Below are 22,511 nucleotides of genomic sequence, written 5' to 3'. Positions count from 1 at the left end.
TTATACCGTTGCAGGACGGCTTAACACCGTTTGCATAGTTTCACTTTTCGCTTGAATCATTTGCATGATGAGGCTCATCAGCTCTTGGAAGTCTTCCATCAACTTACCAATCTCTTCTTTGAGCTTATCAATGACAGCCTGGCTTAACGTCATTTTGGCTCGAAGGTCTGTGATATCAGCCTGAATCTCTGTCACGTGAGCATTGTTAGCAGCGTGAACACTGTCCGTTGCGCCTTTACCCACGTTGACGGCAAGATCGACGGTTTCTGCGCCATAACGAATCGCTTTCGCTGTTGTTGTCGCAGCTTTTGTGCCCATATCCGCCACTTTCGCCATGTTTGCAGCGGCTTTCGTAGCGATTTCCGTGACCTTTTGAGCTACCTTACCAGCACCTTTCGCTGCAAGTTTCGCGATACCGCCAGCTGCTGCACCACCAAACGTCACAACAGCTCCGATAACCGCGACGGCGATTTCTAATGCCATTACGACTTTGTTTAGCACATCGACATTTACGCCCGCTTCTTTTAGCGCATCTTGAACGGCTGGCTCTTGCAACGCCATGCTCACTGCTCCCATAACGCCACCAGCGATCATAAGTGCACCGGCTGCTGCACCAACACCCGTTGCCACCATTACGGCACCAACAACAATAGAAACCACCGCACTGATCCAACCAAAGATCTTCGCTGCTAAGCCTGATTTTTGGGCTTCTTTTGCAGCGGCTTCCGATTCTTTGATTTTGTCTTGGTTTTCCACCATCTCTTTTTCGTGTTTAGCTTTTGCGACCTTCACTTCCTGAATTTTCAGCTCGTTTTGAGCACTTTTCAGTTTATCCGTGATAGCAGCAAGCTCTACTTCAAAATCATCAGCAGATCCTGCGATGATTTTGACGGCAATCGAACCTGTTTGGTCTGCAACTGCATGGAGAGATTTTGCAATGGTATCGACGATCTTTTGCAGCTGTGCCATGGCTTTTAGCGTCAAATCATTCACTTTGTCACTAACAGCTGCGTTAGGTGCATCTAACTGAACTTTTACTTTTCCGGTGTTCAGTACATCTGCATCTTTACTCTTCACGTTTTCTACCGTCACAGAAGGCGTCGCTGTAGGCGCCGTTTTCTGCACGTTATCTAACGTGGCTTGGCCAGATTCAGGGCTATAAACCTGTGTCTGGATGCGGTCAAGTGCAATAGAACTCATAGTCTAATTACTCCTTTTTATTTCTCACCGCTTCTAACATGATGCCTGCACGCTCATGCAAATCTGCATATTGTGATTTTCCGGCAGACATCTCCTTCGCGCTGTAAAACCCACTCTCTGCTTCTGTCAGTTGTTCCAGTTTAAGGTGACATTCAGCAGAGTGAAAAGGTGGGCGTGGATCATTTACGTCCACTAGCGCTGCGTAGCTGTAGGCGTCTATTGCCTGCAGATACTCACCCAACTCCTGACGAGCCGCGCCAAGGCCAATGAAAAATCGCGCCTGATAATGATCAAGCATGCTGAGTAATTGAAATACTTTCGCTGCTTGCTCAATCTTTCCCGATTGGAAAAAGTTGTAACCTACGGCATAAATGTGTTCGATGGTGTCCTGAGACACATCGTGCAACATTTTTAGCGTGCCTCCCTCTTCCAAAAAAGACAGCAGTTCTTCTGCTTGCATTTGAGATGGATCGGTCGCGTTTGTTTTAGTCATGGTTGGTTATCCTTAAATGGCTCGTAGGATTTCTTGTAAAATACTGTGGTACTTCTGAACAAACTTGTTCATCGCTTCAACGGTCGAGTTGTATTGAGAACTGGTGTCGTTCAGCTCAGTGGTTTTGATTTGCACTTCATCGTTAAGCAACTTGGATTTAGCACTGACAGAACTAGAAAAATTAGACAGTTTTTTCGACTTCTCTTCGTCTTGGTACGACGCACCATCACCGATAGTAATACCTTGTGTTTGAAGGAAGTCTCGATGGTTTGTTATCTTATTATCCGTCAAATACTTGTACTCAGGTGAAGCTTCAAAATCCGTTTGATTGCTGTAGTTAAAGTCACTCGCTTTGAAGTTACTTTCTGGATATCCCGGTTTATAAACCCCATCAACACTTTGCGTAGAGTGAATTTTTGATTGCACAACACCAAAAACTTTAAGCTGTATTGTGAGATCCTCTAATGCCTCTTTCTGGTCATTACGTTTCTCTAAACGGTTAACACGACGCTCATTTAGTGCAAGCAGCACTTGCTCATCAAAACGGTCTCCAATGCTGGACTCAACAACGGCCAACAAATCACGAGCCGTTAGAGAGTGCTCTGCTCTCACCTCGCGATCCGCTTTCTCTTTGTCGGTGATATTGAGTAGACGCTCTTTCAATGCCCCTAAGTTCTTGCGCAATGCCTCGTATCGCTCAGTAAATGAAGCCCCGGTAGATTCACCTTTTACTATTTTTTCAAACTGTAATCGGATGTCTCGTTCGGTGTTTTCTTTGATCAAAGTAACTTGAGCTGACGTTATTTGTGTCTTTTGGACATCGGCTATCGCGCTGTCCTGGTAAAAGTCGTCGATTTCTATATTTGTTAAACTCACCGCGAAGTTGGCGAACAGACTAGAAAGGGTCAAAGGCTCGGTTCCGCCAATGACAGTGTTAAGTGCTGCTTTAAGGTTGTTTGTTCCAGCCGCCTCCCCATAAGCTGCGCGATATTGGCCTTTCACTTGAGCGGCCATTTCATTTAGCGCCTCTTTAAGCTGCTGTTTAGAAATACCGGGAGTCCAAGTGATTCGATTAGCTAACGCACTTGCGTCATCGGTGCTTAAAGTAATACCGATGCCTTGAAAACTACTTTTTAATTGAGCTGAGACTTGAAGAGCGAAACTCTCTTTAGTCAACAGGAAATCCGAGCTCTTCAGTTGCGCGAGATTAACGGAACCTAAGCTACTAAAGGCATTGCGAAGAAAAGAAATAGAAGCATCTCTCACTTCACGGGAGCTCATTTGATTAGCAAGCTCTGCAACAAAAAGAGAAATTTCTTTGGTGGCATTAGCCAGACCTGTCTCGGAGAGGTTGGCGATCTGCTCCGCTTGGTTACTCTGAGTGCCCAGATTAAATTGACTAACAAACTCAGTAGACAACGAGCTATCTACGTTTTCCGTCAGTAACTTACTAAACCAAGCCTGAAACTGATTTGATAGCGTTTGGTTTGTTTGAGCATTAAACTCGGCTGCGGTTAATTCGCCATCTGAGTTAGAACTTTGTAGCGACTTTATCCAGACAGATGCGGTGTCGGTCAATGATATACCAGCAAACGCGTTATTTTTCGCTTTTAGGCTTTCAAGTGTATCAACATAAAGCGCGATGCTTTGTGATTCCGTTTGTCCCGAGATAGTTGGCAATGAAGAGATTAGAGAGGCAAGTTGCTGAGTCTCAGCTTCACCCAGTACAGGGGTAAATGCCTCTATCAAGTTTTGTTGGAAAGTGGGTAATGGTGCACTACTCGCAGCTGTGTCTGTTGCTCCTGTCGTAGAGCCAGTCGTTTTCATATTCGTCATTTCCAAACCTCTAAATCATCATGCCGCGCATCACTGTGGGACGCTTTCTGCGTTTACCTGACGTACCTTGTAGCTGAGTTTGTTGTTGCCGGCGGCGCTGGACTTCGTCTATTAGCTCTTGCTCTGCACGTTTCATGGTATCTACTGGCGCTTTTATGCCGTCAAGTAAAACATCCCCCGCAACAGGACCAACACCTAAGCCTTCCAATAGCTCGTTAAAAATATCGGTTCTGTCTTCAGCTTTTCTAATGGCAAGCTCAGCGTTCTCAATCGCATCGGTAAACGGTTGCTTCATCTTGATTCCTATCTTAAAGCGGGTCATCTCATCGGTGCTGTCAGTAACAGTCGTGAGTTTTTACTTTTTCAACTTTTTCAAAGGTCTATAATCTGCTAGGCGTAAACAGTACCAGTCGTCTAGCTCATCATGGCTTGCACCGCATGCTTTTAGATAGAACTGTGCCAATCGCTGGCTGCTCATGTTGCTACCACGTAACACATCGACGTTGCCGCGAATGACCCAATCGGAGGGATAAAGTTGAATGGCATGTTCAGCCAAGAGAAATAAGCCGGCAAAGGGGTTACTCAACCCCAATTTTGGACGAACGCGTTTCAGAAGAACGATGATGATTTCACCGTCCTCCACCCGAAAAACGAGCTCTAAGCCTTCAACTTCAATTCGATAACCAAGTTGAATTTCACTTTGTTGCCAAAAGTATGGCGTCACTTCGATCCCCGCTTGCGCCAGCGAGAGTATTAGTTTTGTTTTCATTACATCCCCACCCTTCCAAGTGGCTGAATATTGATTTGCTGGGTTAGTTCTTGAAATGACAAAACGGGCAGATCGTAGTATTCCGATTCAATAAGCTTTCGCACATATCGGCGTACATCCATAGACACAACTAGCACAGGTTTGTTCGGCATGCGGCTTAAGTCACCAATGGTCTGTTTCACATCACTGACAAATTGTTGCGTTACTGACGGATCTAACGCCAAGTAACTCCCTGCTGAGGTTTGACGAATACCGCTGCGTATCGTGTCTTCGAGATTTTGATCCAATAAGTAAGCGGGCAACATGTTTTGTCCGCTCGCGTATTTGTAGCAAATGTAACGTTTTAAGCTAGAACGAATGTACTCCGTCAGCTGTACAACATCTTTCTCTTTTTGGCCCCACTCAACCATCGCTTCCAAGATCACGCGAAGGTTTCGGATAGAAATGTCTTCAGAAACCAAGCGTTGCAAGATTTCCGTCATTTTTTGCAACGGAACAATACGCTGGGCCTCTTTAACGAGCTCCGAATAACTGCCTTCCATCTGCTCCAACAGATAACGCGTCTCCTGAATACCAATAAAGTCTTGTGCGTACTCCTTAAGAACATGAGACAAGTGGTACGTTAAAATCCTGTCGGGTGTGAGAAAACCGACATGACTGGCTACGAGTTTTTGCTCATAACTCTGTGCCACCCAAATGCTAGAAATACCGGGTAGAAAATCTTCATCTTGCTCATAAGGCACGCCTAATAAGTCGATCTGCTCATTCCCTTCTGTCACCAAGAGTTGGTCTTTTACAATTCGTCCTCGTGCAACCGGAACTTCTTGTAACTGAATTAAATATTCGCCATTTTGCATCCCCTCGTTAAAACGCAGGTGGATACCCGGGAAAGGCACGCCGAGGTCGAGATATAGTGCGCGCCTCACCCTTGCTAGCTCTTCATTTAATGCGACCGCTTCCAAGCTTTCCTGAAGGCTCGCGTCAAGATCAATCAACAGCGGGACCGTCATGGCGAACTCTTCTTGCTCACCTAACTTACCTTTACTGTTTCTAGAGGGCGTAGGTTTGCTTGGCTTCGCTGCTGGCGAACCGGCCCCTTGCGAAACAAAGCTTGATAAGTCGGTGCTATCTGATTCCGCTTGTTTTTTCTGTTGATAGAAAAGGAAGAAACCACCACCACCAACCACGGCGGCCAAGACCAGAAAAGTGATTTTTGGAAACCCAGGGATGAGTGCGAACAGCACCAAAAGCACACCACCAATAAGAAGTGCTCGTGGCTGAGCAATCACCTGCCCACCAATATCCGATCCAAGATCAGAAGAGTCTTCATGAGAAACACGCGTCACGATAATACCGGCGGTAATCGCGATAAAGAGTGCCGGGATCTGCGATACCAAACCATCACCAACGGTCAAAATCGCAAACAATTCAAGTGCTTCAGAAGCACTCATGCCTTTTTGCGTTACCCCGATCGTGACGCCACCTAAGATGTTGACCACAATGATGACCAGACCCGCAATGGAGTCGCCTTTAACGAACTTCATCGCGCCATCCATCGAGCCATACATTTGGCTTTCTTTTTCAATCAGTGATCGTCGGTGCCTAGCTTCGTGTACGTCAATTACTCCAGCACGCATGTCACCGTCAATACTCATCTGCTTACCAGGCATCGCATCGAGTGAGAAGCGCGCACTAACTTCTGCTACCCTTTCTGAGCCTTTGGTGATCACCATAAACTGAACAATGGTAATGATCAGGAACACAACAATACCGACCACTAAGTTACCGCCCACAACGAAGTTACCGAATGTATAAACGATTTGACCAGCATCGCCTTGTAGCAAGATCAAGCGGGTTGTCGTGATAGATAAAGACAGACGAAACAATGTCGTGATCAATAGCACCGCAGGAAATGCAGAGAACTCAAGTGGCGTGGTGATGTAAATCGCTAACATAAGCAGCACCACCGCAATGCTCATGTTGGTGCCAATCAGCACATCCACCAGTGCGGTAGGAAGTGGCAATATCATCATAAAGACGATCGCGAGTAACATCACCGCAAGCATGATGTCTTTGCGTTGCCCTACTTTGTTTAGAATATCGATCAACTTATTCATGTGATTCACTATTTAAAGATTGCAGATAGCGTCGGTGCGCTTGACGGGCGCCATCGACGTCATTTTGTTTCCAACGCGCTTGGCTTAAACAAAACCAGAGTCCTGCCGAGTCAGGATGAAGGTCGGATTTTAATAAGTGCTCACACACCTCAATCGCCCGGGTATATCGACCACTTTGTAAACACGCCACAGCAAGTGTTTGCATCGCCTCTTTGTGCTGCGGTTCTATTTCTAGAACCGCATCCAGAATAGAAATGGCATGCTCTGGCTTTTGGTATTGAACTTGTAGCGCAGCGTGAACAAGTAAGAGTTCAATGTCTTTGGATCTCAACATGTTGGTTAGACCTGAATAAGGAGATTGAGCGCCATAGTGAGGTAACGCTGATCTAGTTGCGTACTTTGTAGCGTTTCGGATGCTTTGATAAAAGAAACGGAGCCTGAGCCCTGTGCAAGAACTTGCAGCTGAGCCAACGTTTCATCAAATTGTTGACGGTATTTTTCTGGACGCAACAACTCTGAATGCAGCAGCTTGGGCTTAGTTAACGCGATGAGATATTGGTCTGAAGGCCGGAGGTCATAGAGCTTCTCTAAATGTGTAGCGACCGCCTGCCCATCAGGAAGCAGTTGAAATCGCTCTGGGAAATCGGCCTTAACTTCACTATGAGTAACATGCGTAAAGGCTTCGATGCCTACGTTTAAAGTGCTGACTCGAGTCATGAGCCTGCCACATCGTTATGTAGACGAGCCAAAAGCGTAAACGCTTGCTCTAAGGTCGGAAGTGTTACTTCTTCTCCTTTTAGCCTTGCTGAAAAAACCAGAGTTTGCTCATCTAACAAGCCGGTTTTAATTTCGAAAGGCCAGCCTTGATCGGCATGACACAAACACAGTGCACTTTGAATCATGTCACTGGTTTGATGCCAAGATAACGCTCGAGACAACATCAAGAATAACTGCTCACCCTGTCGCTCAATATGCAGCGTACCACTTTGCTCAAAATCCAACTGCACCCGTCCAGCTGATGAGAAATCGACGGCATCGAGCCCCATTCCTCGGCAAAATTCATCGACGGATGCATCAATCCAACTCATCTTCCCACGCTTCCTCTTCTTCTATATCAATGGCTTCGTCTAGCGCCTTTTGTACCGCTTGGATTAAATTCTGTCGTTGTTCTTCATCGGCGAATACGTCAATTGGGATTGCGCGAACTAACTTATGGAACTCTCGAAAAAAATCGATTTTTTGTTCTACCGCCGTCAATTCCATTGCGTTGACGACTTTCCATATCTCATCACTGCTTACCCATCGCTGCTCTACCAACGCAATCACATCAGCCATCAAATTAGAAACTTGATAAGCCATAATTCGTCCTTTCCGGTTTAAACATTTGGAACAGCTGACTCACACGATCTTGCAACGTATTTAGAGTTTTGAGTTTTTGCATATCGGACATCAACCACTTCAACTTAACCGAATCGATACTGCTACCTTGAACACTAAGATCTGCACTCATGCCTTGCAGCATAAAGTCAACAGCGGTCGATACCTCCTGCTCACCAAAGCGCGCCACAACATCTTGATAAGCCGCGCCGAGCCCTTGATAACTATGAACGGTATCGCGGTAGAAGCCGCGCAGCTGATGCAAAGAGCTAAACTCTTGCTCTTGGCTGTATTCATCAGCAAAATTTGAGACGCGGATTTCCGTATCGATTTGAGACCATGTATCTGGGTTTTGCTCGATTCTTAGAAGTGCTTGGTCAATCAGCGCTAGTAGGTGTTTACTTTCTGGACTCGCACTCAAAAACTTTTTAACGGCTTTTAGCGCGAGGTATTGATGGCTTTTCTCCTCGGAAAACCCATTCAAGTAGGCTTGTAATTGCGCGATGGTCGAGATATTTCCTCCCGCCATTTTTGTAGCCAAATCTTTAATCTTTTGATTCTTTTCAAGATCAGGGACTTTTCTTAAATAGTCCGAAACGAGTTCATGTGCTTCATTAACTCGAACACCACTGTCTTTCACTTTGCGCTTAGTCAGATCTTTCTCTGCTTTTTCGGAACCGAGTGAAGTGAGTTCTTCCATCGCATCAAAAAGTGATTGTGTAGCATTGTGAACACGGACGGTTTCACCGCGATAATTGCCTTTTTGTGAAACGTCGGGGCGAGACGATTCCAACCCGTTTTGGATAGACGCATCAAACTTTGGATTTGTTGCGATATGATTGTTGATAATACTCATTCACTTGCATTCCTTCCGCACAATACAGGCGAATTATAGAAAGTGCGCTTTGTTGAAGCTGTCAAAATCAGACGTGTTTTTTTAGTGCGCTTTCAGTTTTCTAAAAACTCCCGACTAATATTCACTATAAATTGATTCTTATACTTTCTATCCTCTCAGCATCAATCATTGCGCATATTTTTACCTTGAACGATTTCTCATACATCACTGATATCCAACAATCTGCGATTAAACACACACGTTTGATCCAAATTCGCGGGCGCGTTACACAAGTCACCGGCACCATTATCAAAGCTGTCGTCCCTGGCGTTCGTGTAGGTGAACTGTGTGAGTTGCGTAATCCCGATCAAACTCTGTCTTTGTTAGCGGAAGTGGTTGGCTTCCAGCAGCATCACGCTTTGCTCACTCCGTTAGGAAATATGTTTGGGATTTCCTCAAATACAGAAGTAAGCCCAATGGGTAAAATGCACGAAGTGGGTGTTGGCGACCACCTGTTAGGTACAACGCTTGACGGGCTTGGGCGTCCTTTCGATGGTACGCAAAGTCAGGAACCAAGTGCTTGGTATCCTGTTTATCGCGATGCGCCACCACCAATGCAACGTAAACTGATTGAAAAGCCAATCTCTCTTGGCGTTCGATCCATTGATGGGCTACTGACCTGTGGTGAAGGTCAGCGCATGGGTATTTTTGCAGCGGCTGGCGGGGGTAAAAGTACCCTACTGGCAAAACTGATTCGCTCCGCAGAAGTTGACGTGACCGTTCTCGCCTTAATTGGTGAACGCGGACGCGAAGTGCGCGAGTTTATTGAGCATGACCTAGGCGAAGAAGGAATGGCCAAATCGGTTTTAGTGGTCGCTACCTCTGATCGCCCAGCAATGGAGCGCGCCAAAGCCGCTTTTGTTGCCACTTCTATCGCAGAATATTTTCGTGACCAAGGTAAACGCGTGCTACTGCTGATGGATTCTGTAACGCGTTTCGCCCGCGCACAGAGGGAGATTGGACTAGCCGCAGGCGAGCCACCAACACGACGTGGCTATCCGCCTTCCGTTTTTGCCGCTTTGCCAAAGCTGATGGAACGAGCTGGACAATCAGACAAAGGATCAATTACAGCACTGTACACCGTGTTGGTGGAAGGTGACGACATGACAGAGCCTGTCGCGGATGAAACTCGCTCCATTTTAGATGGGCACATCATTCTCTCGCGCAAGCTTGCGGCAATGAACCATTACCCCGCCATTGATGTACTTCGGTCAGCAAGCCGAGTGATGAATCAAATCGTTGAACCCGATCATCAGGCGTCTGCTGCTCATATTCGCGAAATGTTAGCTAAGTATGAAGAAGTTGAGCTGCTAATCAAAATTGGCGAATACCAACATGGCGCAGATAGCCTAGCAGATATGGCCATTGCACAAAGTGATGATATACGCGCCTTTTTACGCCAAGGCACTCATGAACCAAGCGATCTTGATGGCGCTATCGCTCAACTTAAAGGGATGGCGAAACAATGATAGAACGTTTATTAGAAATCAAAAAAATTCGCGCTGACCGTGCGGATAAAGCCGTCAAGCGTCAAGAATACCGAGTGTCAAACGCCGCAGCACAGGTTCAAAAGGCCGAACGTTCTGTCGCGGACTATCACGTTTGGCGCCAGGAAGAAGAAGAGCGACGTTTTGCTAAAGCAAAACAACAAACGCTCGTTCTCAAAGAGCTGGAAACATTAAGACAAGAAATCGCGTTGTTAAGAGAGAGAGAAGCCGAACTTAAACAACGTGTGGCCGAGTCAAAAAAAGCGCTTGAAATCGAACGCTCGGCACTTAAAGAAAAGCAAAAAGAGGCGCGACAAGCCCATAAAACCAAAGAAAAATTCGTTCAGTTGCAGCAACAAGAAGTCGCGGAAAAATCGCGAGAAAGGCAATACCAAGAAGAACTCGAACAGGAAGAGTTTCGCACTGTCGACATTATCTAAAGGTTCACTATGCGCATTACCCCAACAACTGAAGCATCGAATACGCTGCACAAATCAACGCCAGAACAAGCGCCTCTCGAGAAGGAGGCCGAGCTTCAATCACAATTCGAGCATGCAATGACGAAGAAGCCTAGCAAGGGAAAGGAGTCTATCGTTGGGAATCCCCAAAAAAATCATACTGGTGAAAAAGACATACCGCTAAGGCATAAGACATCTCAAGGTCTAGATAAGAAACATAACCTATCGAACCAAGAAGCCAACGCTGACAAAAACATCTCCACCTTAAACGGTCAAAGTGACGTCGTCACTAAGAGAGACGTAGAGAAATCGCAAGACGACGCAGCAAATAGCGAAGAAATAATTAGCGAAAACAATAAACTGCTTAAAAATGACGGAAAAAGCGATGGCGACACAGTTCTAAGCTCCCCTTCTACCGAGCTTGTTGATCCTCACTTTCAAGCTCATTTGAAAGATGACAAACCGACGCCGATGGATAAACGTATCTCACCGGATTGTCTCTCTACGCTTGAATCTGGCTTGCTCCCCCAAAGTGCGACAGCGACAGAGCTCGCTCAAGATGGGATTAACATTGTTGGCCTAACGAAAAAGCAAACTGAAAAAACGCACAATAAGCGTGCAACTCCGCCGCTACAGAATACAGGCAAACGATCAGACCAAACTGATGGCCTGCCTGAAACCAAGCCTCTTGAAAAAATCGAGACGAAAAGCGCACTATTCGCCGTTAAAACGGATGAAGAAAAAGTGCCTTCTCAGCCCTTTGCAAGTGCGGTAACACAAGGCGATGTCATCCTAAAAAGTGTTGCTTCGCAGGCTCAACCAAGCCCAACGCGAGACGTAAACCAATTACTCCAGCAATTGGTGGACAAAATCTATGTTGCTCTGCCAACCGCATCGGACAACAAAGAGGTTCGGCTGTTTCTAAGTGAAGGGCAATTAAAAGGTGGTGAAATCCACATCAAGTTGGACGCTCAAGGGTATAGCGTGACGATTCGACAAGAGCATGCCCTTTCCATTATTAGCCAGCAAGCTAGACAAGATCTTGCTGAACGGCTAAACCGATTCGGCGGTGAGCAGCCACTTCGCTTAGCGATCAGCGAACAAACTCAACAGCTCGATCAACAACAACATGAACAACAACACTCACGCCAACAACGCAGCGTGTATGAAGAATGGCAAGCGGAGAATGACCTATGACGCCGTTAATAATCCCCAAAGTGGATGCAGAAAGTATCGCGCTCAGCAATCAACTTTGTGCAAAACAGTGCCACTTCCAAGGGACTGATGGTCAGAGCGTATCGATTACTGTTGCTCAAATCCCTTCATTTGAAGGGTTCCGTTTAACCACGTTGATTGGAGGGCAAACCCTACAAGTAGACTTTTCTCGTGCGCAGCTCCAACATTGGCTGAAATCGACCTTAAATGCTACTGCGTTTGAGTCCCTGCCTAACTCCCTCCAGTTAGCACTTTTGAGCTCACAGATAGAACCGCATAGTGAGGCAATCAAAGCGCTATTTGGTCAGTTACCCATTCTTAGTCAACTACAGCCGTTAGAGGCGAGCCAGGCCCAAGAGCATACTTTAATGTTAACCCTCAATAAGCCTAACGGCTCTCTTTGTTTGTGGGTTAGCGAAGGATCAGACGTGTTGTTGGATGCGCTACCAAACAGCGCTGCTCTACAAGCTCGACACCTCGCTTTACCTGTGTGGTTAAGTCTTGGAAGGACCCATTTGACGTTAAGCGAATTTAATTCGCTCGAGCTGGGAGATGTCATCTTTTTTGACGATGGTTACATCGCCAAGCAACAAACCATTTTTCAAGTATCTAACCAGAATCTCTGGCGCTGCCAACTGGATGACCAAACTCTTCACATTATGGAAAAAGAAACCAATATGAATGACGTAAACACTTCAGAAATGTTAACCGACCACCAGCAACTGCCTGTGGAACTCACGTTTGATATCGGCCATCAAACCATCACGCTAGAGCAGCTTAACCAGCTTCAGCCAGGGTACGTATTCGAGCTAAACCAGCCTGTATCTAAGCCGGTAACATTGCGTGCCAACGGCAAAATCATTGGTGAGTGTGAACTGGTTAATGTTAACGAACATTTAGGTGTGCGCGTACTGGAGCTGTTCGGTGGCACGCAGGAGCCAGCATGATCCAGTTACCCGACGAGCTCAATCTCATTGTCAGCTTAGCACTGCTGGCACTGTTCCCATTTATCGCCATGATGGCGACGTCGTTTGTGAAACTGGCCGTTGTATTCTCACTGCTGCGTAACGCTCTCGGTGTACAGCAAATTCCGCCGAATATGGCGCTTTACGGATTGGCCATCATTCTGTCAATTTTCATCATGGCTCCCGTCGGGTTTGAAACCTACGACTACGTAAAGCAGCATGATATCTCCCTTGAAGATTCTGCAAGTGTAGAAGGCCTCATTGAAAGCGGTTTACAGCCTTATCGAGAATTTTTGAAAAAGCATATTCGGGAAACCGAAGCCATATTCTTCACTGATGCTGCACGCACATTGTGGCCACAGAAGTACGTAGACCGTTTAGAGTCGGACAGTTTATTGCTCTTACTGCCCGCATTTACCGTCAGCGAGCTTACTCGCGCTTTTGAAATTGGCTTTCTGTTGTACTTACCGTTCATCGCTATTGACCTAATTGTGTCGAATATCCTACTCGCAATGGGGATGATGATGGTATCGCCAATGACGATTTCCCTCCCCTTCAAATTGTTGCTTTTTGTCTTGCTTGACGGCTGGACAAAGCTCAACCACGGCTTAGTGTTGAGTTACGGTTAATCACGGAGAAAGTATGCATTCTGCTGAAATCATTCATTTCACGACTCAAGCATTAACCCTAGTGTTGTACTTGTCATTACCGCCGATTTTAGTCGCAGCATTGGTTGGTACATTGGTGTCGCTTATTCAGGCGTTAACTCAGGTCCAAGAACAAACGTTAGGCTTTGTGGTCAAGCTTATCGCGGTCATTATTACACTGTTCGTCACAACGCAATGGCTAGGGGCAGAGCTCCACGCCTTCGCCTCGCTTGCTATGGATAAAATTCCTCAAATACGATGAGTTATCACGACTTACACCAGGTTTTATTTTTGTACAGTCTGACGTTACCTCGGTTAATGGCATGCTTCATCTTTTTGCCTATTTTGAGCAAGCAAATGCTAGGCGGCACCATGGTGAGAAATGGTGTGCTTTGCTCACTCGCGCTGTTTATATTTCCGATGATTAATCAGCAAAGCTTGCCCGCAGAAACCGACGGCATTTGGCTGATAGTGATTTTGGGTAAGGAGGTATTAATTGGGCTATTGATAGGGTTTGTTGCTGCTATCCCCTTTTGGGCGATAGAAGCGGCCGGTTTTCTGGTCGACAACCAACGTGGTGCTGCCATGGCAAGTATGTTTAACCCAACGCTAGGCTCACAATCCACACCAACAGCCGTGTTGCTGACCCAAACGTTGATTACCCTGTTCTTCTCTGGCGGGGGCTTTGTCACTTTTATCTATGCGTTATTCAAAAGCTATACATCTTGGCCGATCGTGGACTTTTTCCCAACCGTTAGCGACGCATGGGTTAGCTTCTTCTACGCGCAATTTGAACAGCTTATGTGGCTTGGTGTGTTGATGTCCGCTCCACTAGTGTTGGCAATGTTTCTTGCTGAGTTTGGTCTGGCGCTTATCAGTCGTTTTGCACCGCAATTGAATGTTTTTTTCCTTGCCATGCCAATAAAAAGTGCCATCGCGAGTGTTTTACTGATCGTGTATCTCGGAATAATGATGGATCACTTTGAAGTACAGTTTTACGGCATTACCCGATTCGCAGAACAACTCAATACCATTTGGCAATAACGCTTAGGATTCTTTATGAGTGCAGAAAAAACTGAGCAACCCACCGCAAAAAAGTTACGCGATGCTCGACAGAAAGGTCAGGTTGCCAAAAGCCAAGAAATCGTATCGTCTGCATTAATTTTGGCGCTCATAATTGTACTGTTTGCGTTCGCCGATTATTACATGTCGCACATCTCAGCGCTTATTCTCCTACCAAGTAAGCTTGCTTATCAGGGTTTCCAAGATGCGCTAGTCGATGTCGCTATCGCCATCGCAAAAGAAATTGCCTATCTACTCGCTCCGATTATTCTGGTTGCTGCACTCGTCGCCATCTTTTCCAATATGGGGCAGTTCGGGTTCCTATTTAGTGGTGAATCCGTTAAACCCGACATCAAAAAGATCAATCCCGTCGAAGGTGCCAAACGCATTTTTTCCCTCAAGAGTGTGATTGAGTTTATCAAGTCGATCCTTAAAGTCTCTCTTCTTTCCTGCATTATCTGGGTGACATTACGCGGTAACATCAACGCTTTAATGCAAATTCCAACTTGTGGGCTAGAATGTGTCCCGACCATTACTGGCGTCATGATTAAACAATTAATGATTATCTCTTCGGTAGGCTTCATCGTCATCGCTGCCGCAGATTTTGCGTACCAGAAGTTTGATCACACGAAAAAGCTCAAAATGAGCAAGGACGAAGTGAAGCGCGAATACAAAGAGATGGAAGGCAGTCCAGAAATAAAAAGCAAACGTCGTCAGTTACACCAAGAGCTACAAGCCTCTAATCAACGTGAAAACGTTAAACGTTCTAATGTATTAGTTACAAACCCAACACATATCGCGGTTGGCCTTTATTACAAGAAAGGCGAAACGCCCCTGCCCGTCATCACTTTGATGGAAACCGATGCGGTAGCCAAACGTATGGTCGCAATCGCTAAAGAGGAAGGCGTGCCTGTGATGCAAAAAGTCCCTCTTGCTCGTGCACTATACGCCGACGGTAACGTCGACCAGTACATCCCAAGCGATCTTATTGAGGCAACTGCGGAAGTGCTTCGTTGGTTGGCTTCGTTAGAGTCCGAGGCGGACTAACAAACCACATCCCATTCAAGATCTGGGCTTACAACTGCCCAGCTTTCAACCTCGATACTTTCAACGCTATAATGCGGTACCCTTTAACTGTATGTTGTTTTTATGAAATCTAGCTTAAGCATTCGCTCCTACACGAAACGTATGAGCCGACATACTCATAGTGATTATCATCAACTGGTGCTACCTCTCCAGGGCAACATACATATTGATATGGATAGCTATGTCGGAAAGGTGGCGGTTGGCGACTGCATAGTCATCCCCAAAAGTTGTGCTCACGGGTTTAATGCCGAAGAGTCATCACGCTTTATTGTTGCGGATATGACCACTTTGCCCACTCATTTGATGGATAATAGTGTGGCTGTGTTTTCGATTAGCCCGCCTCTACTGAGCTTTATCCAGTTTGTCGAAAAGCAACTTGAGTATCAGGTTAATGATGAAATTGAAAACTCAATGGTTGCAACCTTCTATCTGTTGCTGGAGCAACAAAAGCGGTCTCGCTCCGTAGATTCGCGTATTCGAGATGTACAGGCTGTGATCGCCGAGCAGCTTGATCAGCCACTCACCATTGCCTCATTAGCGAATGCCGCTTGCTTGAGTCCGACGCAGTTTAAAAAGCTTTTTAAAGAGCAGCTAAAAATGAGCGTCCATAAGTACATTACACTACAACGTATGGAAAAAGCCAAAGCACTATTGACTCATACAGACCTTCCAGTTCAGTTGATAGCTGAACGAGTTGGCTATAGTGACCTTTCCGCGTTTAGTCGACGGTTTTCAATGCATTTTGGTATGTCTCCTAGAGAGTTTTCCCGGTAGTCACTAAAATAGTCCTCTGGAACAAGTATTCCGTCTTTTCAGCACAAAAATCTCTATCGCTTTCTTTTATTCTTTCTACCCTAAAACAGCCATTCACTAGGTAGAAATTACAGTGTTAAAAAAACATTTCACCGACTATCAATTAGGAACTTTATCCATACTTTTTGCTTCAACCCTGTGGGGAACGACGGGCACCGCTGCCAGCTTGGCACCGGATGTCAGTGCTCTCGCCATTGGCGCATTTTCTATGGGTATTGGTGGATTTATGCAAGCATGTCTGTCTGCGAAGTCACTGAAGAGAGATTTTCGAAAAGTCGCACATAAGAAGAAAACGTTACTGGTTAGTATTATCGCCTTAGCCACCTACCCACTGGCTTTTTATTCATCAATGCGATTCGCCGGTGTGGCTATTGGTACGGTTGTTTCTATCTCCACTGCACCTTTCTTTTCTGCTTTGTTAGAGTGTCTCTTTAGCCGAAATAAGACCATAACCAAGCGCTGGATGATGAGTTTCGCAATCGGGGTCATTGGCATTACCTTGTTGCTGGCTTCTGAGTCATCCGCAAATAGCTTATTTGATCAGGATATGAAGCATTGGGGTGTATTACTTGGCCTATTTGCAGGTCTGACGTACGCCATTTATTCATGGGGAGTAAAGGCTATGATTGACCACGGCATTGAATCGCAAACGGCCATGGGAAGTGTTTTTGGTATTGGTGGAGTTTTGCTTCTACCAACACTTTTCATCACGGGCGATAATCTATTTGCATCATCAACTAATACGACGGTCATGCTCTACATGGCCTTGATTCCAATGGGGTTAGGTTACGTCGCTTTTGGGTTTGGGCTACGGTTTGTTACAGCCAGTGGAGCTAGCATACTCACGCTATTTGAACCTGTTATCGCAGCAGCACTAGCAGTTGCGATTGTTGGGGAAGAAATTTCTTTCATTGGTTGGGTTGGTATAACGTTGACACTTGTGTGTTTGTTTCTTCAGTCGAAAAGTTAAATTCAATGGAGATGAGCCAGCCCCAAAAAGTAACGCAGACGGTAGATAAAGTAAGGAGCAGCACCCACCCCCTACTTTACCATTTGAAATTACACCCAGCCTTCTGCCAAGTACATCAATCGCAATTGACTTGGTGAGCCTAATTTTTCTAGCGCATCTAACTGGACGTCACTCAGGTTTGGGCATTTATCAAGATAAACTCGTCCGTTTGCTGCATCTAGGGGGAGCTTGTAGGTTAGCTTTTCGTTGATTTTACTTGCTTCCCCTTTATCAATCGCTCGAACAGCTGGCATGAGCCAATCCCAATCTTCTCCTAACAGTTTTTTAAACGCCCCGTTAGCAATAGACTCGGTTTTACTTGGTGCATCCTCTGGGCTTAGCTTCAAGATAGAATCTACGTCAGGAACCAAGTGCTCACTTGGCTCTGAACCCAACATCTTTTTCAGTGTTAATCGAGCGGCTTCCATCTCTTGTGCTTCTTTAGGCGCTTGAGGAGAAGTCATTGCAGTATCCTCCTTAGGGCCAAGGTACGCCATTAATGCGCGGACAGAAGCCGGATCTTGCATACTGAAGGTAAAGTCTCCTTTTGCATTGGAAACTTCAAGTCTAGGTAAAACACCAGACATTTCGCCTTGCATAAGTTGCTCTTTTACTTCCGTATTTAACCCGTATGCCCCAGCTTGGTTCGCCACAAAGCCACCGCCGCTCATGATAGCAGTCGTTGCCGCAGAACCGATTGCCTCTTTTGCTATCGGTGTGACGCCCACCGTTGCTACAGAGCTAACACCGAACGTGCCCAGGCTCCCCGTCGCCATACCCAACGTAGCTCCAATGCCACCTTCAGCCGACAGTATCGCATGACCTTGAGCCAAGGTTTGCTGCATCGGCATAGAAAGACGTTGATCTCGCCCTGGCAGCTGTGAAATTTGTTCTAACTGATGATGGTAAGCCTCAGCATCACCATTTACGGCCGCTTTGTGTAGCTCTCGACCTGTAGAAATCAATAAGCCAACGCCAGGTAATGCCAAGTTAATAACGGCGTTCACACCAGAACCTTTTAGCTTTTCTTTGCCCATCTGTAACAGTTCAGCAGCGAAGCCATCCATTTTTCCTGGATACTGGGCTTCTAAACTCACCTGCATACGCGGATCTTTGCTGATCGCATCAAACGTATTTTTAAGCTGCTGGTACGCATCGCTGCTCACTTTTATTTCATCCAATAGGCTGACAACTTCTAAGATTTTACGCTCAGTAAGTGGCTCACCGCGATAGCCTGAAGGACTCACTAGGGAGTAAGCCAACAGCGCAACCTCAGGTTTTTCTTGCTTAAGTAGCGCCTGCTTTAAATCAAGGTGAGTTTTGATGTTTTCTTGGAAAAACTTAGTGTATTTGCTTCTCAATACGCCTTCGTGAATAGAAGCAAACTTATGACCTTTGTGGAATGTGGAAGGTTCTTTTACTTCACCTCTTTTACTGATCACTCGGTCATCTTTTTGCGCAGCAACTGCACGAAACTGTTCTAGATCAGGTACTGGGCTTTGGCTGATTTTTTGTGTTGTATTAACCATTTTTCTCTCCTACACACGAAGTGATTGAACATGAGCTTGTTCATGATTAGAGGTGGTTGGAATCGCTTGATCCAACATTGCAAAACGCGCTTGCCACAGCTCGGCCTGTTCAATAACTTCGTGAAACCAAGCGGTAAGGTTCGTCGTATTTAGATGCTCAACGGGTTTACGTCCTGCTAAGACAAGCTGTCGACCATTTGGAGCTAAAGCAAGTGCGAGGCTGCCACTACCAATTCCTTGATAGTTAGCATGAGCAAGAAGCTCTAAGCCTTTTAGTCGTTGTTCACCGGATTTTTCTAACCCTCCGAACGTTACAGACAACATCAAATCATCCGTATCTGTCGCGATGAAATACAACATGTAGCGATCATCGACCAGTAGCTGACAACGTTCATTTTCTTCAAAATTCAGTTCGGGCAACTCATTGAGTTGGCAAAACTCCAAGAGCAGTTGTTGAATCGTGTTCATAACTTTTTCCTTTTGTTTCAATAACTCTATTGAACAACGATTGCAGATTGAACGATGTCGGTAATGGCTTTATTTTTGTCACTTTTTCGCCTTCATTGTGAGGTTTTCCGCAGAAATCTCGCTCTAAAATCGAGTTGCCAGAGTAATAAAAAAGAGCAGCTCAGAGCTGCTCTTTCAATAAAGGTTAGATGCTTAGCATGGTGTATTTGCTCACTTCTTTTGCAGATTGACTAACCCAGTTTATGGCTATCAAAAATGACTTCTGTTGGCGGGAACATATTCGAAACAGGTGGTCGTTGTGCATCTCCAAACATTGGTGCACCGAATGCAGATGTCGCCCACGGGTCAACAATTTTCACATCCTTACTCCACGTTGATGGATCTTTTATGTCGCTCCCCTCTTGTCGACCAACCAGTACATAAAGGTGTGTACCTGAATGACCCTTTTTAAACGCAACCACTTCTACTTTGGGTTCACTTTCAGGTGTTCCTGACATGCCTTGAATCATCTCAGCGGCGGCAGCAAAGGCAAATGTAGTACAGCAGCCGGCTTTCGCGGTTTGTACTGCCTTAGCAATGTTCTGTAGAGTGCTTAATTGCGGTGCGGTTCCTCTTTGTGCTGCAGCTTGAACTCCGTTTGCGGACATCGTCGCTCTGTGATCTTGCATGATTCGCGCTTGATCCGCGTGAAGCTCTTTTAGTCGTGGCTTTCCTTTTGTTTCATAAAACTGTGACCCCTTAACACCGAACGTATTTAAGTCCGTACAGGCAAAATCACCAAGCTTTTGAAGGTTGGCTTTATGTTCGTTGATAAGCGCGACACTCGATGAGGCTTTATTGGTTTTGGAAGAAGAGGCTGCCGTTTGTGCAGTGGGCCAATTTGAGCTAGGACCAGACGACAATCTCTCAAGATTTTTCAGGCTCCCAAGCGTTAACTTGTTTTCACCGTTCAACACATTTTTCAGCATGAGCTTCGCAACATCTTTAGGAATACCCTGCTTAGTAACCAGGTTCACTACAATATCTTTCGCTTTATTCTGGTGGCTAATACGCGCGCTGATACTTTTATTTTTTGGTGCACCCTCTTTAACAAAAATATCTTTGCCGTTGTGTGCTCGAACCTCTTTGTCGTCAGCTTGATTTTGTGTCGCCAAATGTGACGTTAACTGACTCAACGAGTGCATGTGCGATGTATTAATATTGACCATGTGTGATGCCTTAAACTTGAATAAATGCGTGTACGTCTGTTTGGCTAAAATCTACAACCGTGTTGTTTTGAAATAACTGTACCCAAGTATCAACTAATTCATTCAACTGAATGATTAAGTTAGCAATGTTGGTGAGTTCACTTCCAGCCGCGATAGCAACTTGAAGAACAACGTCTTTGCGTGTTGGATTCACACAAAACTGCACACCACCTGTTTCTCGATACAAGAAGTTGTATTCAAGTAAAACTTGAAGTTTATCTAGCGTAATATCATCTTGTTCTATAAGCAGGTTTTTGGAAATCAATAACTCGCCTTTTTCCTCTACGAGCAGAACATCGACACTGTTGTTTTCAGCAAAATGCAGTGACCACATTTGATTGTCATACGCTGTCACGCGCTCAAGGTTCAGCACTTCTCCTAGCTCAGAGAGAAGCATATTAATCTTTCCTGTATCCATGTTGTGTCCTGTCTAATTTATTATAACTAAGTGACATCGATATATTTATTGCAGCGAAGCCACTTGGGTATAACGGCTCATTTAAATAAGCGAATAAGGATAAAAGAGATTTTATGGCGAGATAGAAACCGACACTTTATTTCAACGTCTCATTTTTATTGCTATTAGCCGTTTTATTGAGAAGAAAAATTAAGGTTAAGCTGGAAAATAAAAGAGCGGCAATCGCCGCTCCAAAAATTAAATAGAAGTAAAAAATCACTTAATACCGTGAAGGCTATTTTCTGCATCCATAGCTAAAGGATTGAACGAGTCGTTACGAAGTTCTGCTATCGCGTATAGCATGCGACCCATGCGACCATTTCCATCGGTAAAGCCATGGTACCCGATAACTCCGGCGAACAAATGCTTACCTAAGTCTTTATCTTCTACAGGGTTCTCTTTCAAAAAGCCTTCAATGTGCTGCTTTAACATGCCCTCACCGCCAATACTTGACGGCAAAGTGCCACCCGAAATATTTGGCCCTCGGTAATCACGCTCAACATTAGGCACCAATCGAGCGTGTAGCTCTTTTAGGTTTTCCATATTCAATAAATCTTTACCATTAGACGCGTATTCTTTCAGTAAAGACGTAATATTTTCGGCATCGTTTCCTTTAGAGTTAGAAGCATTAATGATCCACGCCGCAGCTCTTTCAACATTATTGGTTACGCCACTTTTGTTAAACGCATCCTCCGCCAGTCCTTCAGCGTATACACCTTGGCTTAGATCGGTGCTTGCTAGACCTTCGATATGACGTTGCGCCGATTTAAGATGCATCACCTCCATATCAAACACCGCTTGCATTTGATTAATGCTACCTGCCGGGTTTTTCTGCGCTGCAGATACACCACCGCCGTAGTCTTTTACTACACGTCCAGCAAGCGACTTCGCTGCACTTTCGCCAATCAGTGATGTGAGGTTTTTACCAGAATCGGTTTCTAACATTGCCTCTGTCATCGCTCGCTCTGCTAACTGGTTTAGCTCAGCAGAGTTCGACTGAACTGATTTACTGTCTAACTTCGCAAAGGCATTTAAGACATCTGATGCGGTTTTTATGCTTCCATCTTTGAAGAACATTTGTCCATGCTCAACAGAAGAAGCAGCTTGTAAACGCTGAGCTTGTCCTTGCTCATTATCAAATACGGCTTTTGTAAGGGCTTTCGCTACCGATTGTGGGCTACCTTCGCGAAACAGTTTTCCTGTCGCTTCAAAAAATCGCGCTACTGCACCATTCGTAGGATTGGCGCGAGTAAATTCTTGGGTCGCTGCGTTGATTTGGTATTCTTTGCCACCAATACTCAGCTTACCTTCGTTAAGTATCTCGTTACGAGCTTGCGGCATAGCAGCCTGCAACGCGCTAACACTTTCAAAACTGATCATG

At 45.5% G+C, this 22,511-nt stretch carries 26 protein-coding genes; 10 read left to right on the top strand and 16 right to left on the bottom strand.

From position 1 onward, the window contains the following. The 11 genes from vopB to sctW are packed head-to-tail and all read right to left on the bottom strand — an operon-like array spanning window position 1 to window position 8,648. On the bottom strand, window positions 1–1,200 hold the full coding sequence (gene vopB, locus R7E38_RS17110) for a type III secretion system translocon subunit VopB (RefSeq protein WP_065274570.1): 1,200 nt from the start codon (window positions 1,198–1,200) through the stop codon (window positions 1–3). 7 nt (window positions 1,201–1,207) lie between these two features. Next, on the bottom strand, window positions 1,208–1,693 hold the full coding sequence (gene vcrH / locus R7E38_RS17105; RefSeq protein WP_005377258.1) for a SycD/LcrH family type III secretion system chaperone VcrH: 486 nt from the start codon (window positions 1,691–1,693) through the stop codon (window positions 1,208–1,210). A gap of 12 nt (window positions 1,694–1,705) precedes the next feature. Further along, the gene (locus tag R7E38_RS17100; protein ID WP_318081924.1) at window positions 1,706–3,529 is read right to left on the bottom strand and encodes a virulence-associated V antigen; all 1,824 of its coding nucleotides are present in this window, start codon (window positions 3,527–3,529) and stop codon (window positions 1,706–1,708) included. Between the two features lie 10 nt (window positions 3,530–3,539). Then, window positions 3,540–3,824: an LcrG family type III secretion system chaperone gene (locus R7E38_RS17095; RefSeq protein WP_226084283.1), complete on the bottom strand. Its 285-nt coding sequence runs from the start codon at window positions 3,822–3,824 to the stop codon at window positions 3,540–3,542. A gap of 60 nt (window positions 3,825–3,884) precedes the next feature. Then, on the bottom strand, window positions 3,885–4,298 hold the full coding sequence (locus R7E38_RS17090) for an LcrR family type III secretion system chaperone (protein WP_053304394.1): 414 nt from the start codon (window positions 4,296–4,298) through the stop codon (window positions 3,885–3,887). Continuing rightward, window positions 4,298–6,424 (bottom strand): SctV family type III secretion system export apparatus subunit VcrD, encoded by a 2,127-nt coding sequence (vcrD, locus tag R7E38_RS17085; RefSeq protein WP_086013006.1) that lies wholly within the window; start codon window positions 6,422–6,424, stop codon window positions 4,298–4,300. Before vcrD ends, R7E38_RS17090 begins: the two co-directional genes overlap by 1 nt. Further along, window positions 6,408–6,749, bottom strand: a complete 342-nt coding sequence (gene vscY / locus R7E38_RS17080) for a type III secretion system chaperone VscY (RefSeq protein ID WP_005377248.1) — start codon at window positions 6,747–6,749, stop codon at window positions 6,408–6,410. Before vscY ends, vcrD begins: the two co-directional genes overlap by 17 nt. A 5-nt stretch (window positions 6,750–6,754) precedes the next feature. Then, a complete protein-coding gene (gene vscX / locus R7E38_RS17075) occupies window positions 6,755–7,132 on the bottom strand; it encodes a type III secretion system protein VscX (RefSeq protein WP_042523770.1) in 378 nt (125 codons plus the stop codon). Next, window positions 7,129–7,503, bottom strand: coding sequence for a type III secretion chaperone SycN (sycN, locus tag R7E38_RS17070; protein ID WP_005388159.1), 375 nt, complete (start codon window positions 7,501–7,503; stop codon window positions 7,129–7,131). Before sycN ends, vscX begins: the two co-directional genes overlap by 4 nt. Further along, window positions 7,490–7,774 (bottom strand): TyeA family type III secretion system gatekeeper subunit, encoded by a 285-nt coding sequence (locus tag R7E38_RS17065; RefSeq protein WP_170893405.1) that lies wholly within the window; start codon window positions 7,772–7,774, stop codon window positions 7,490–7,492. The genes sycN and R7E38_RS17065 overlap by 14 nt, the downstream gene beginning before the upstream one ends. Further along, window positions 7,755–8,648: a type III secretion system gatekeeper subunit SctW gene (gene sctW, locus R7E38_RS17060; protein WP_064376729.1), complete on the bottom strand. Its 894-nt coding sequence runs from the start codon at window positions 8,646–8,648 to the stop codon at window positions 7,755–7,757. The genes R7E38_RS17065 and sctW overlap by 20 nt, the downstream gene beginning before the upstream one ends. A 185-nt stretch (window positions 8,649–8,833) precedes the next feature. Here sctW and vscN point away from each other — a divergent pair, with 185 nt between their 5' ends. From vscN to R7E38_RS17010, 10 genes are all read left to right on the top strand, one after another. After that, window positions 8,834–10,156, top strand: coding sequence for a SctN family type III secretion system ATPase VscN (vscN, locus tag R7E38_RS17055; protein ID WP_005377237.1), 1,323 nt, complete (start codon window positions 8,834–8,836; stop codon window positions 10,154–10,156). Next, a complete protein-coding gene (locus R7E38_RS17050) occupies window positions 10,153–10,614 on the top strand; it encodes a type III secretion protein (RefSeq protein WP_005377236.1) in 462 nt (153 codons plus the stop codon). The genes vscN and R7E38_RS17050 overlap by 4 nt, the downstream gene beginning before the upstream one ends. Window positions 10,615–10,623: 9 nt before the next feature. After that, complete coding sequence (locus tag R7E38_RS17045; protein ID WP_005377235.1) at window positions 10,624–11,829, top strand: type III secretion system needle length determinant; 1,206 nt, start codon at window positions 10,624–10,626, stop codon at window positions 11,827–11,829. After that, entirely contained in the window at window positions 11,826–12,794 is a 969-nt protein-coding gene (gene vscQ, locus R7E38_RS17040) for a SctQ family type III secretion system cytoplasmic ring protein VscQ (protein ID WP_005377234.1), read from the top strand. Before R7E38_RS17045 ends, vscQ begins: the two co-directional genes overlap by 4 nt. Further along, window positions 12,791–13,441 (top strand): SctR family type III secretion system export apparatus subunit VscR, encoded by a 651-nt coding sequence (gene vscR / locus R7E38_RS17035; protein ID WP_226084281.1) that lies wholly within the window; start codon window positions 12,791–12,793, stop codon window positions 13,439–13,441. The genes vscQ and vscR overlap by 4 nt, the downstream gene beginning before the upstream one ends. Window positions 13,442–13,454: 13 nt before the next feature. After that, window positions 13,455–13,721, top strand: a complete 267-nt coding sequence (gene vscS, locus R7E38_RS17030; RefSeq protein WP_005377227.1) for a SctS family type III secretion system export apparatus subunit VscS — start codon at window positions 13,455–13,457, stop codon at window positions 13,719–13,721. Further along, window positions 13,718–14,503: a type III secretion system export apparatus subunit SctT gene (gene sctT / locus R7E38_RS17025; protein WP_017634548.1), complete on the top strand. Its 786-nt coding sequence runs from the start codon at window positions 13,718–13,720 to the stop codon at window positions 14,501–14,503. Before vscS ends, sctT begins: the two co-directional genes overlap by 4 nt. 15 nt (window positions 14,504–14,518) lie before the next feature. Beyond that, window positions 14,519–15,568, top strand: coding sequence for a SctU family type III secretion system export apparatus subunit VscU (gene vscU, locus R7E38_RS17020; protein ID WP_005387129.1), 1,050 nt, complete (start codon window positions 14,519–14,521; stop codon window positions 15,566–15,568). A gap of 102 nt (window positions 15,569–15,670) precedes the next feature. After that, window positions 15,671–16,381: a helix-turn-helix domain-containing protein gene (locus R7E38_RS17015; RefSeq protein ID WP_226084280.1), complete on the top strand. Its 711-nt coding sequence runs from the start codon at window positions 15,671–15,673 to the stop codon at window positions 16,379–16,381. A 106-nt stretch (window positions 16,382–16,487) separates the two neighbouring features. Next, window positions 16,488–17,390, top strand: coding sequence for a DMT family transporter (locus tag R7E38_RS17010; RefSeq protein ID WP_411978682.1), 903 nt, complete (start codon window positions 16,488–16,490; stop codon window positions 17,388–17,390). Window positions 17,391–17,479: 89 nt separating this feature from the next. Here the strand turns inward: R7E38_RS17010 and R7E38_RS17005 are convergent, their stop codons facing one another. From R7E38_RS17005 to R7E38_RS16985, 5 genes are all read right to left on the bottom strand, one after another. Then, window positions 17,480–18,958 carry a CesT family type III secretion system chaperone gene (locus R7E38_RS17005; protein WP_151514830.1) on the bottom strand — a complete coding sequence of 493 codons (1,479 nt, stop codon included), beginning with the start codon at window positions 18,956–18,958 and terminating at the stop codon, window positions 17,480–17,482. A gap of 9 nt (window positions 18,959–18,967) precedes the next feature. Next, window positions 18,968–19,426, bottom strand: a complete 459-nt coding sequence (locus tag R7E38_RS17000; protein WP_005387141.1) for a CesT family type III secretion system chaperone — start codon at window positions 19,424–19,426, stop codon at window positions 18,968–18,970. A 230-nt stretch (window positions 19,427–19,656) separates the two neighbouring features. After that, window positions 19,657–20,634 (bottom strand): type III secretion system effector VopR, encoded by a 978-nt coding sequence (gene vopR / locus R7E38_RS16995; RefSeq protein WP_226084279.1) that lies wholly within the window; start codon window positions 20,632–20,634, stop codon window positions 19,657–19,659. Window positions 20,635–20,644: 10 nt separating this feature from the next. Next, window positions 20,645–21,091, bottom strand: coding sequence for a type III secretion system chaperone (locus R7E38_RS16990; protein WP_226084278.1), 447 nt, complete (start codon window positions 21,089–21,091; stop codon window positions 20,645–20,647). A 255-nt stretch (window positions 21,092–21,346) separates the two neighbouring features. Beyond that, entirely contained in the window at window positions 21,347–22,510 is a 1,164-nt protein-coding gene (locus R7E38_RS16985; RefSeq protein WP_042523796.1) for a VopS family T3SS effector adenosine monophosphate-protein transferase, read from the bottom strand. Between the last annotated feature and the right edge of the window lies 1 nt (window position 22,511).

The organism is Vibrio sp. Vb2131 (assembly GCF_033338535.1).
Lineage (GTDB): Bacteria > Pseudomonadota > Gammaproteobacteria > Enterobacterales > Vibrionaceae > Vibrio > Vibrio alginolyticus.
The sequence above is the reverse complement of the archived record's forward strand: the minus strand, read 5'-3'. Positions and strand labels throughout refer to the sequence as shown.

Bases quoted from the DNA above. Each gene is read 5' to 3' on its own strand.
- vopB (WP_065274570.1), bottom strand. From the start codon at position 1,200: ATGAGTTCTATTGCACTTGACCGCATCCAGACACAGGTTTATAGCCCT.
- vcrH (WP_005377258.1), bottom strand. From the start codon at position 1,693: ATGACTAAAACAAACGCGACCGATCCATCTCAAATGCAAGCAGAAGAA.
- R7E38_RS17100 (WP_318081924.1), bottom strand. From the start codon at position 3,529: ATGACGAATATGAAAACGACTGGCTCTACGACAGGAGCAACAGACACA.
- R7E38_RS17095 (WP_226084283.1), bottom strand. From the start codon at position 3,824: ATGAAGCAACCGTTTACCGATGCGATTGAGAACGCTGAGCTTGCCATT.
- R7E38_RS17090 (WP_053304394.1), bottom strand. From the start codon at position 4,298: ATGAAAACAAAACTAATACTCTCGCTGGCGCAAGCGGGGATCGAAGTG.
- vscY (WP_005377248.1), bottom strand. From the start codon at position 6,749: ATGTTGAGATCCAAAGACATTGAACTCTTACTTGTTCACGCTGCGCTA.
- vscX (WP_042523770.1), bottom strand. From the start codon at position 7,132: ATGACTCGAGTCAGCACTTTAAACGTAGGCATCGAAGCCTTTACGCAT.
- sycN (WP_005388159.1), bottom strand. From the start codon at position 7,503: ATGAGTTGGATTGATGCATCCGTCGATGAATTTTGCCGAGGAATGGGG.
- R7E38_RS17065 (WP_170893405.1), bottom strand. From the start codon at position 7,774: ATGGCTTATCAAGTTTCTAATTTGATGGCTGATGTGATTGCGTTGGTA.
- sctW (WP_064376729.1), bottom strand. From the start codon at position 8,648: ATGAGTATTATCAACAATCATATCGCAACAAATCCAAAGTTTGATGCG.
- R7E38_RS17050 (WP_005377236.1), top strand. From the start codon at position 10,153: ATGATAGAACGTTTATTAGAAATCAAAAAAATTCGCGCTGACCGTGCG.
- R7E38_RS17045 (WP_005377235.1), top strand. From the start codon at position 10,624: ATGCGCATTACCCCAACAACTGAAGCATCGAATACGCTGCACAAATCA.
- vscQ (WP_005377234.1), top strand. From the start codon at position 11,826: ATGACGCCGTTAATAATCCCCAAAGTGGATGCAGAAAGTATCGCGCTC.
- vscR (WP_226084281.1), top strand. From the start codon at position 12,791: ATGATCCAGTTACCCGACGAGCTCAATCTCATTGTCAGCTTAGCACTG.
- vscS (WP_005377227.1), top strand. From the start codon at position 13,455: ATGCATTCTGCTGAAATCATTCATTTCACGACTCAAGCATTAACCCTA.
- sctT (WP_017634548.1), top strand. From the start codon at position 13,718: ATGAGTTATCACGACTTACACCAGGTTTTATTTTTGTACAGTCTGACG.
- vscU (WP_005387129.1), top strand. From the start codon at position 14,519: ATGAGTGCAGAAAAAACTGAGCAACCCACCGCAAAAAAGTTACGCGAT.
- R7E38_RS17015 (WP_226084280.1), top strand. From the start codon at position 15,671: ATGAAATCTAGCTTAAGCATTCGCTCCTACACGAAACGTATGAGCCGA.
- R7E38_RS17005 (WP_151514830.1), bottom strand. From the start codon at position 18,958: ATGGTTAATACAACACAAAAAATCAGCCAAAGCCCAGTACCTGATCTA.
- R7E38_RS17000 (WP_005387141.1), bottom strand. From the start codon at position 19,426: ATGAACACGATTCAACAACTGCTCTTGGAGTTTTGCCAACTCAATGAG.
- vopR (WP_226084279.1), bottom strand. From the start codon at position 20,634: ATGGTCAATATTAATACATCGCACATGCACTCGTTGAGTCAGTTAACG.
- R7E38_RS16990 (WP_226084278.1), bottom strand. From the start codon at position 21,091: ATGGATACAGGAAAGATTAATATGCTTCTCTCTGAGCTAGGAGAAGTG.
- R7E38_RS16985 (WP_042523796.1), bottom strand. From the start codon at position 22,510: ATGATCAGTTTTGAAAGTGTTAGCGCGTTGCAGGCTGCTATGCCGCAA.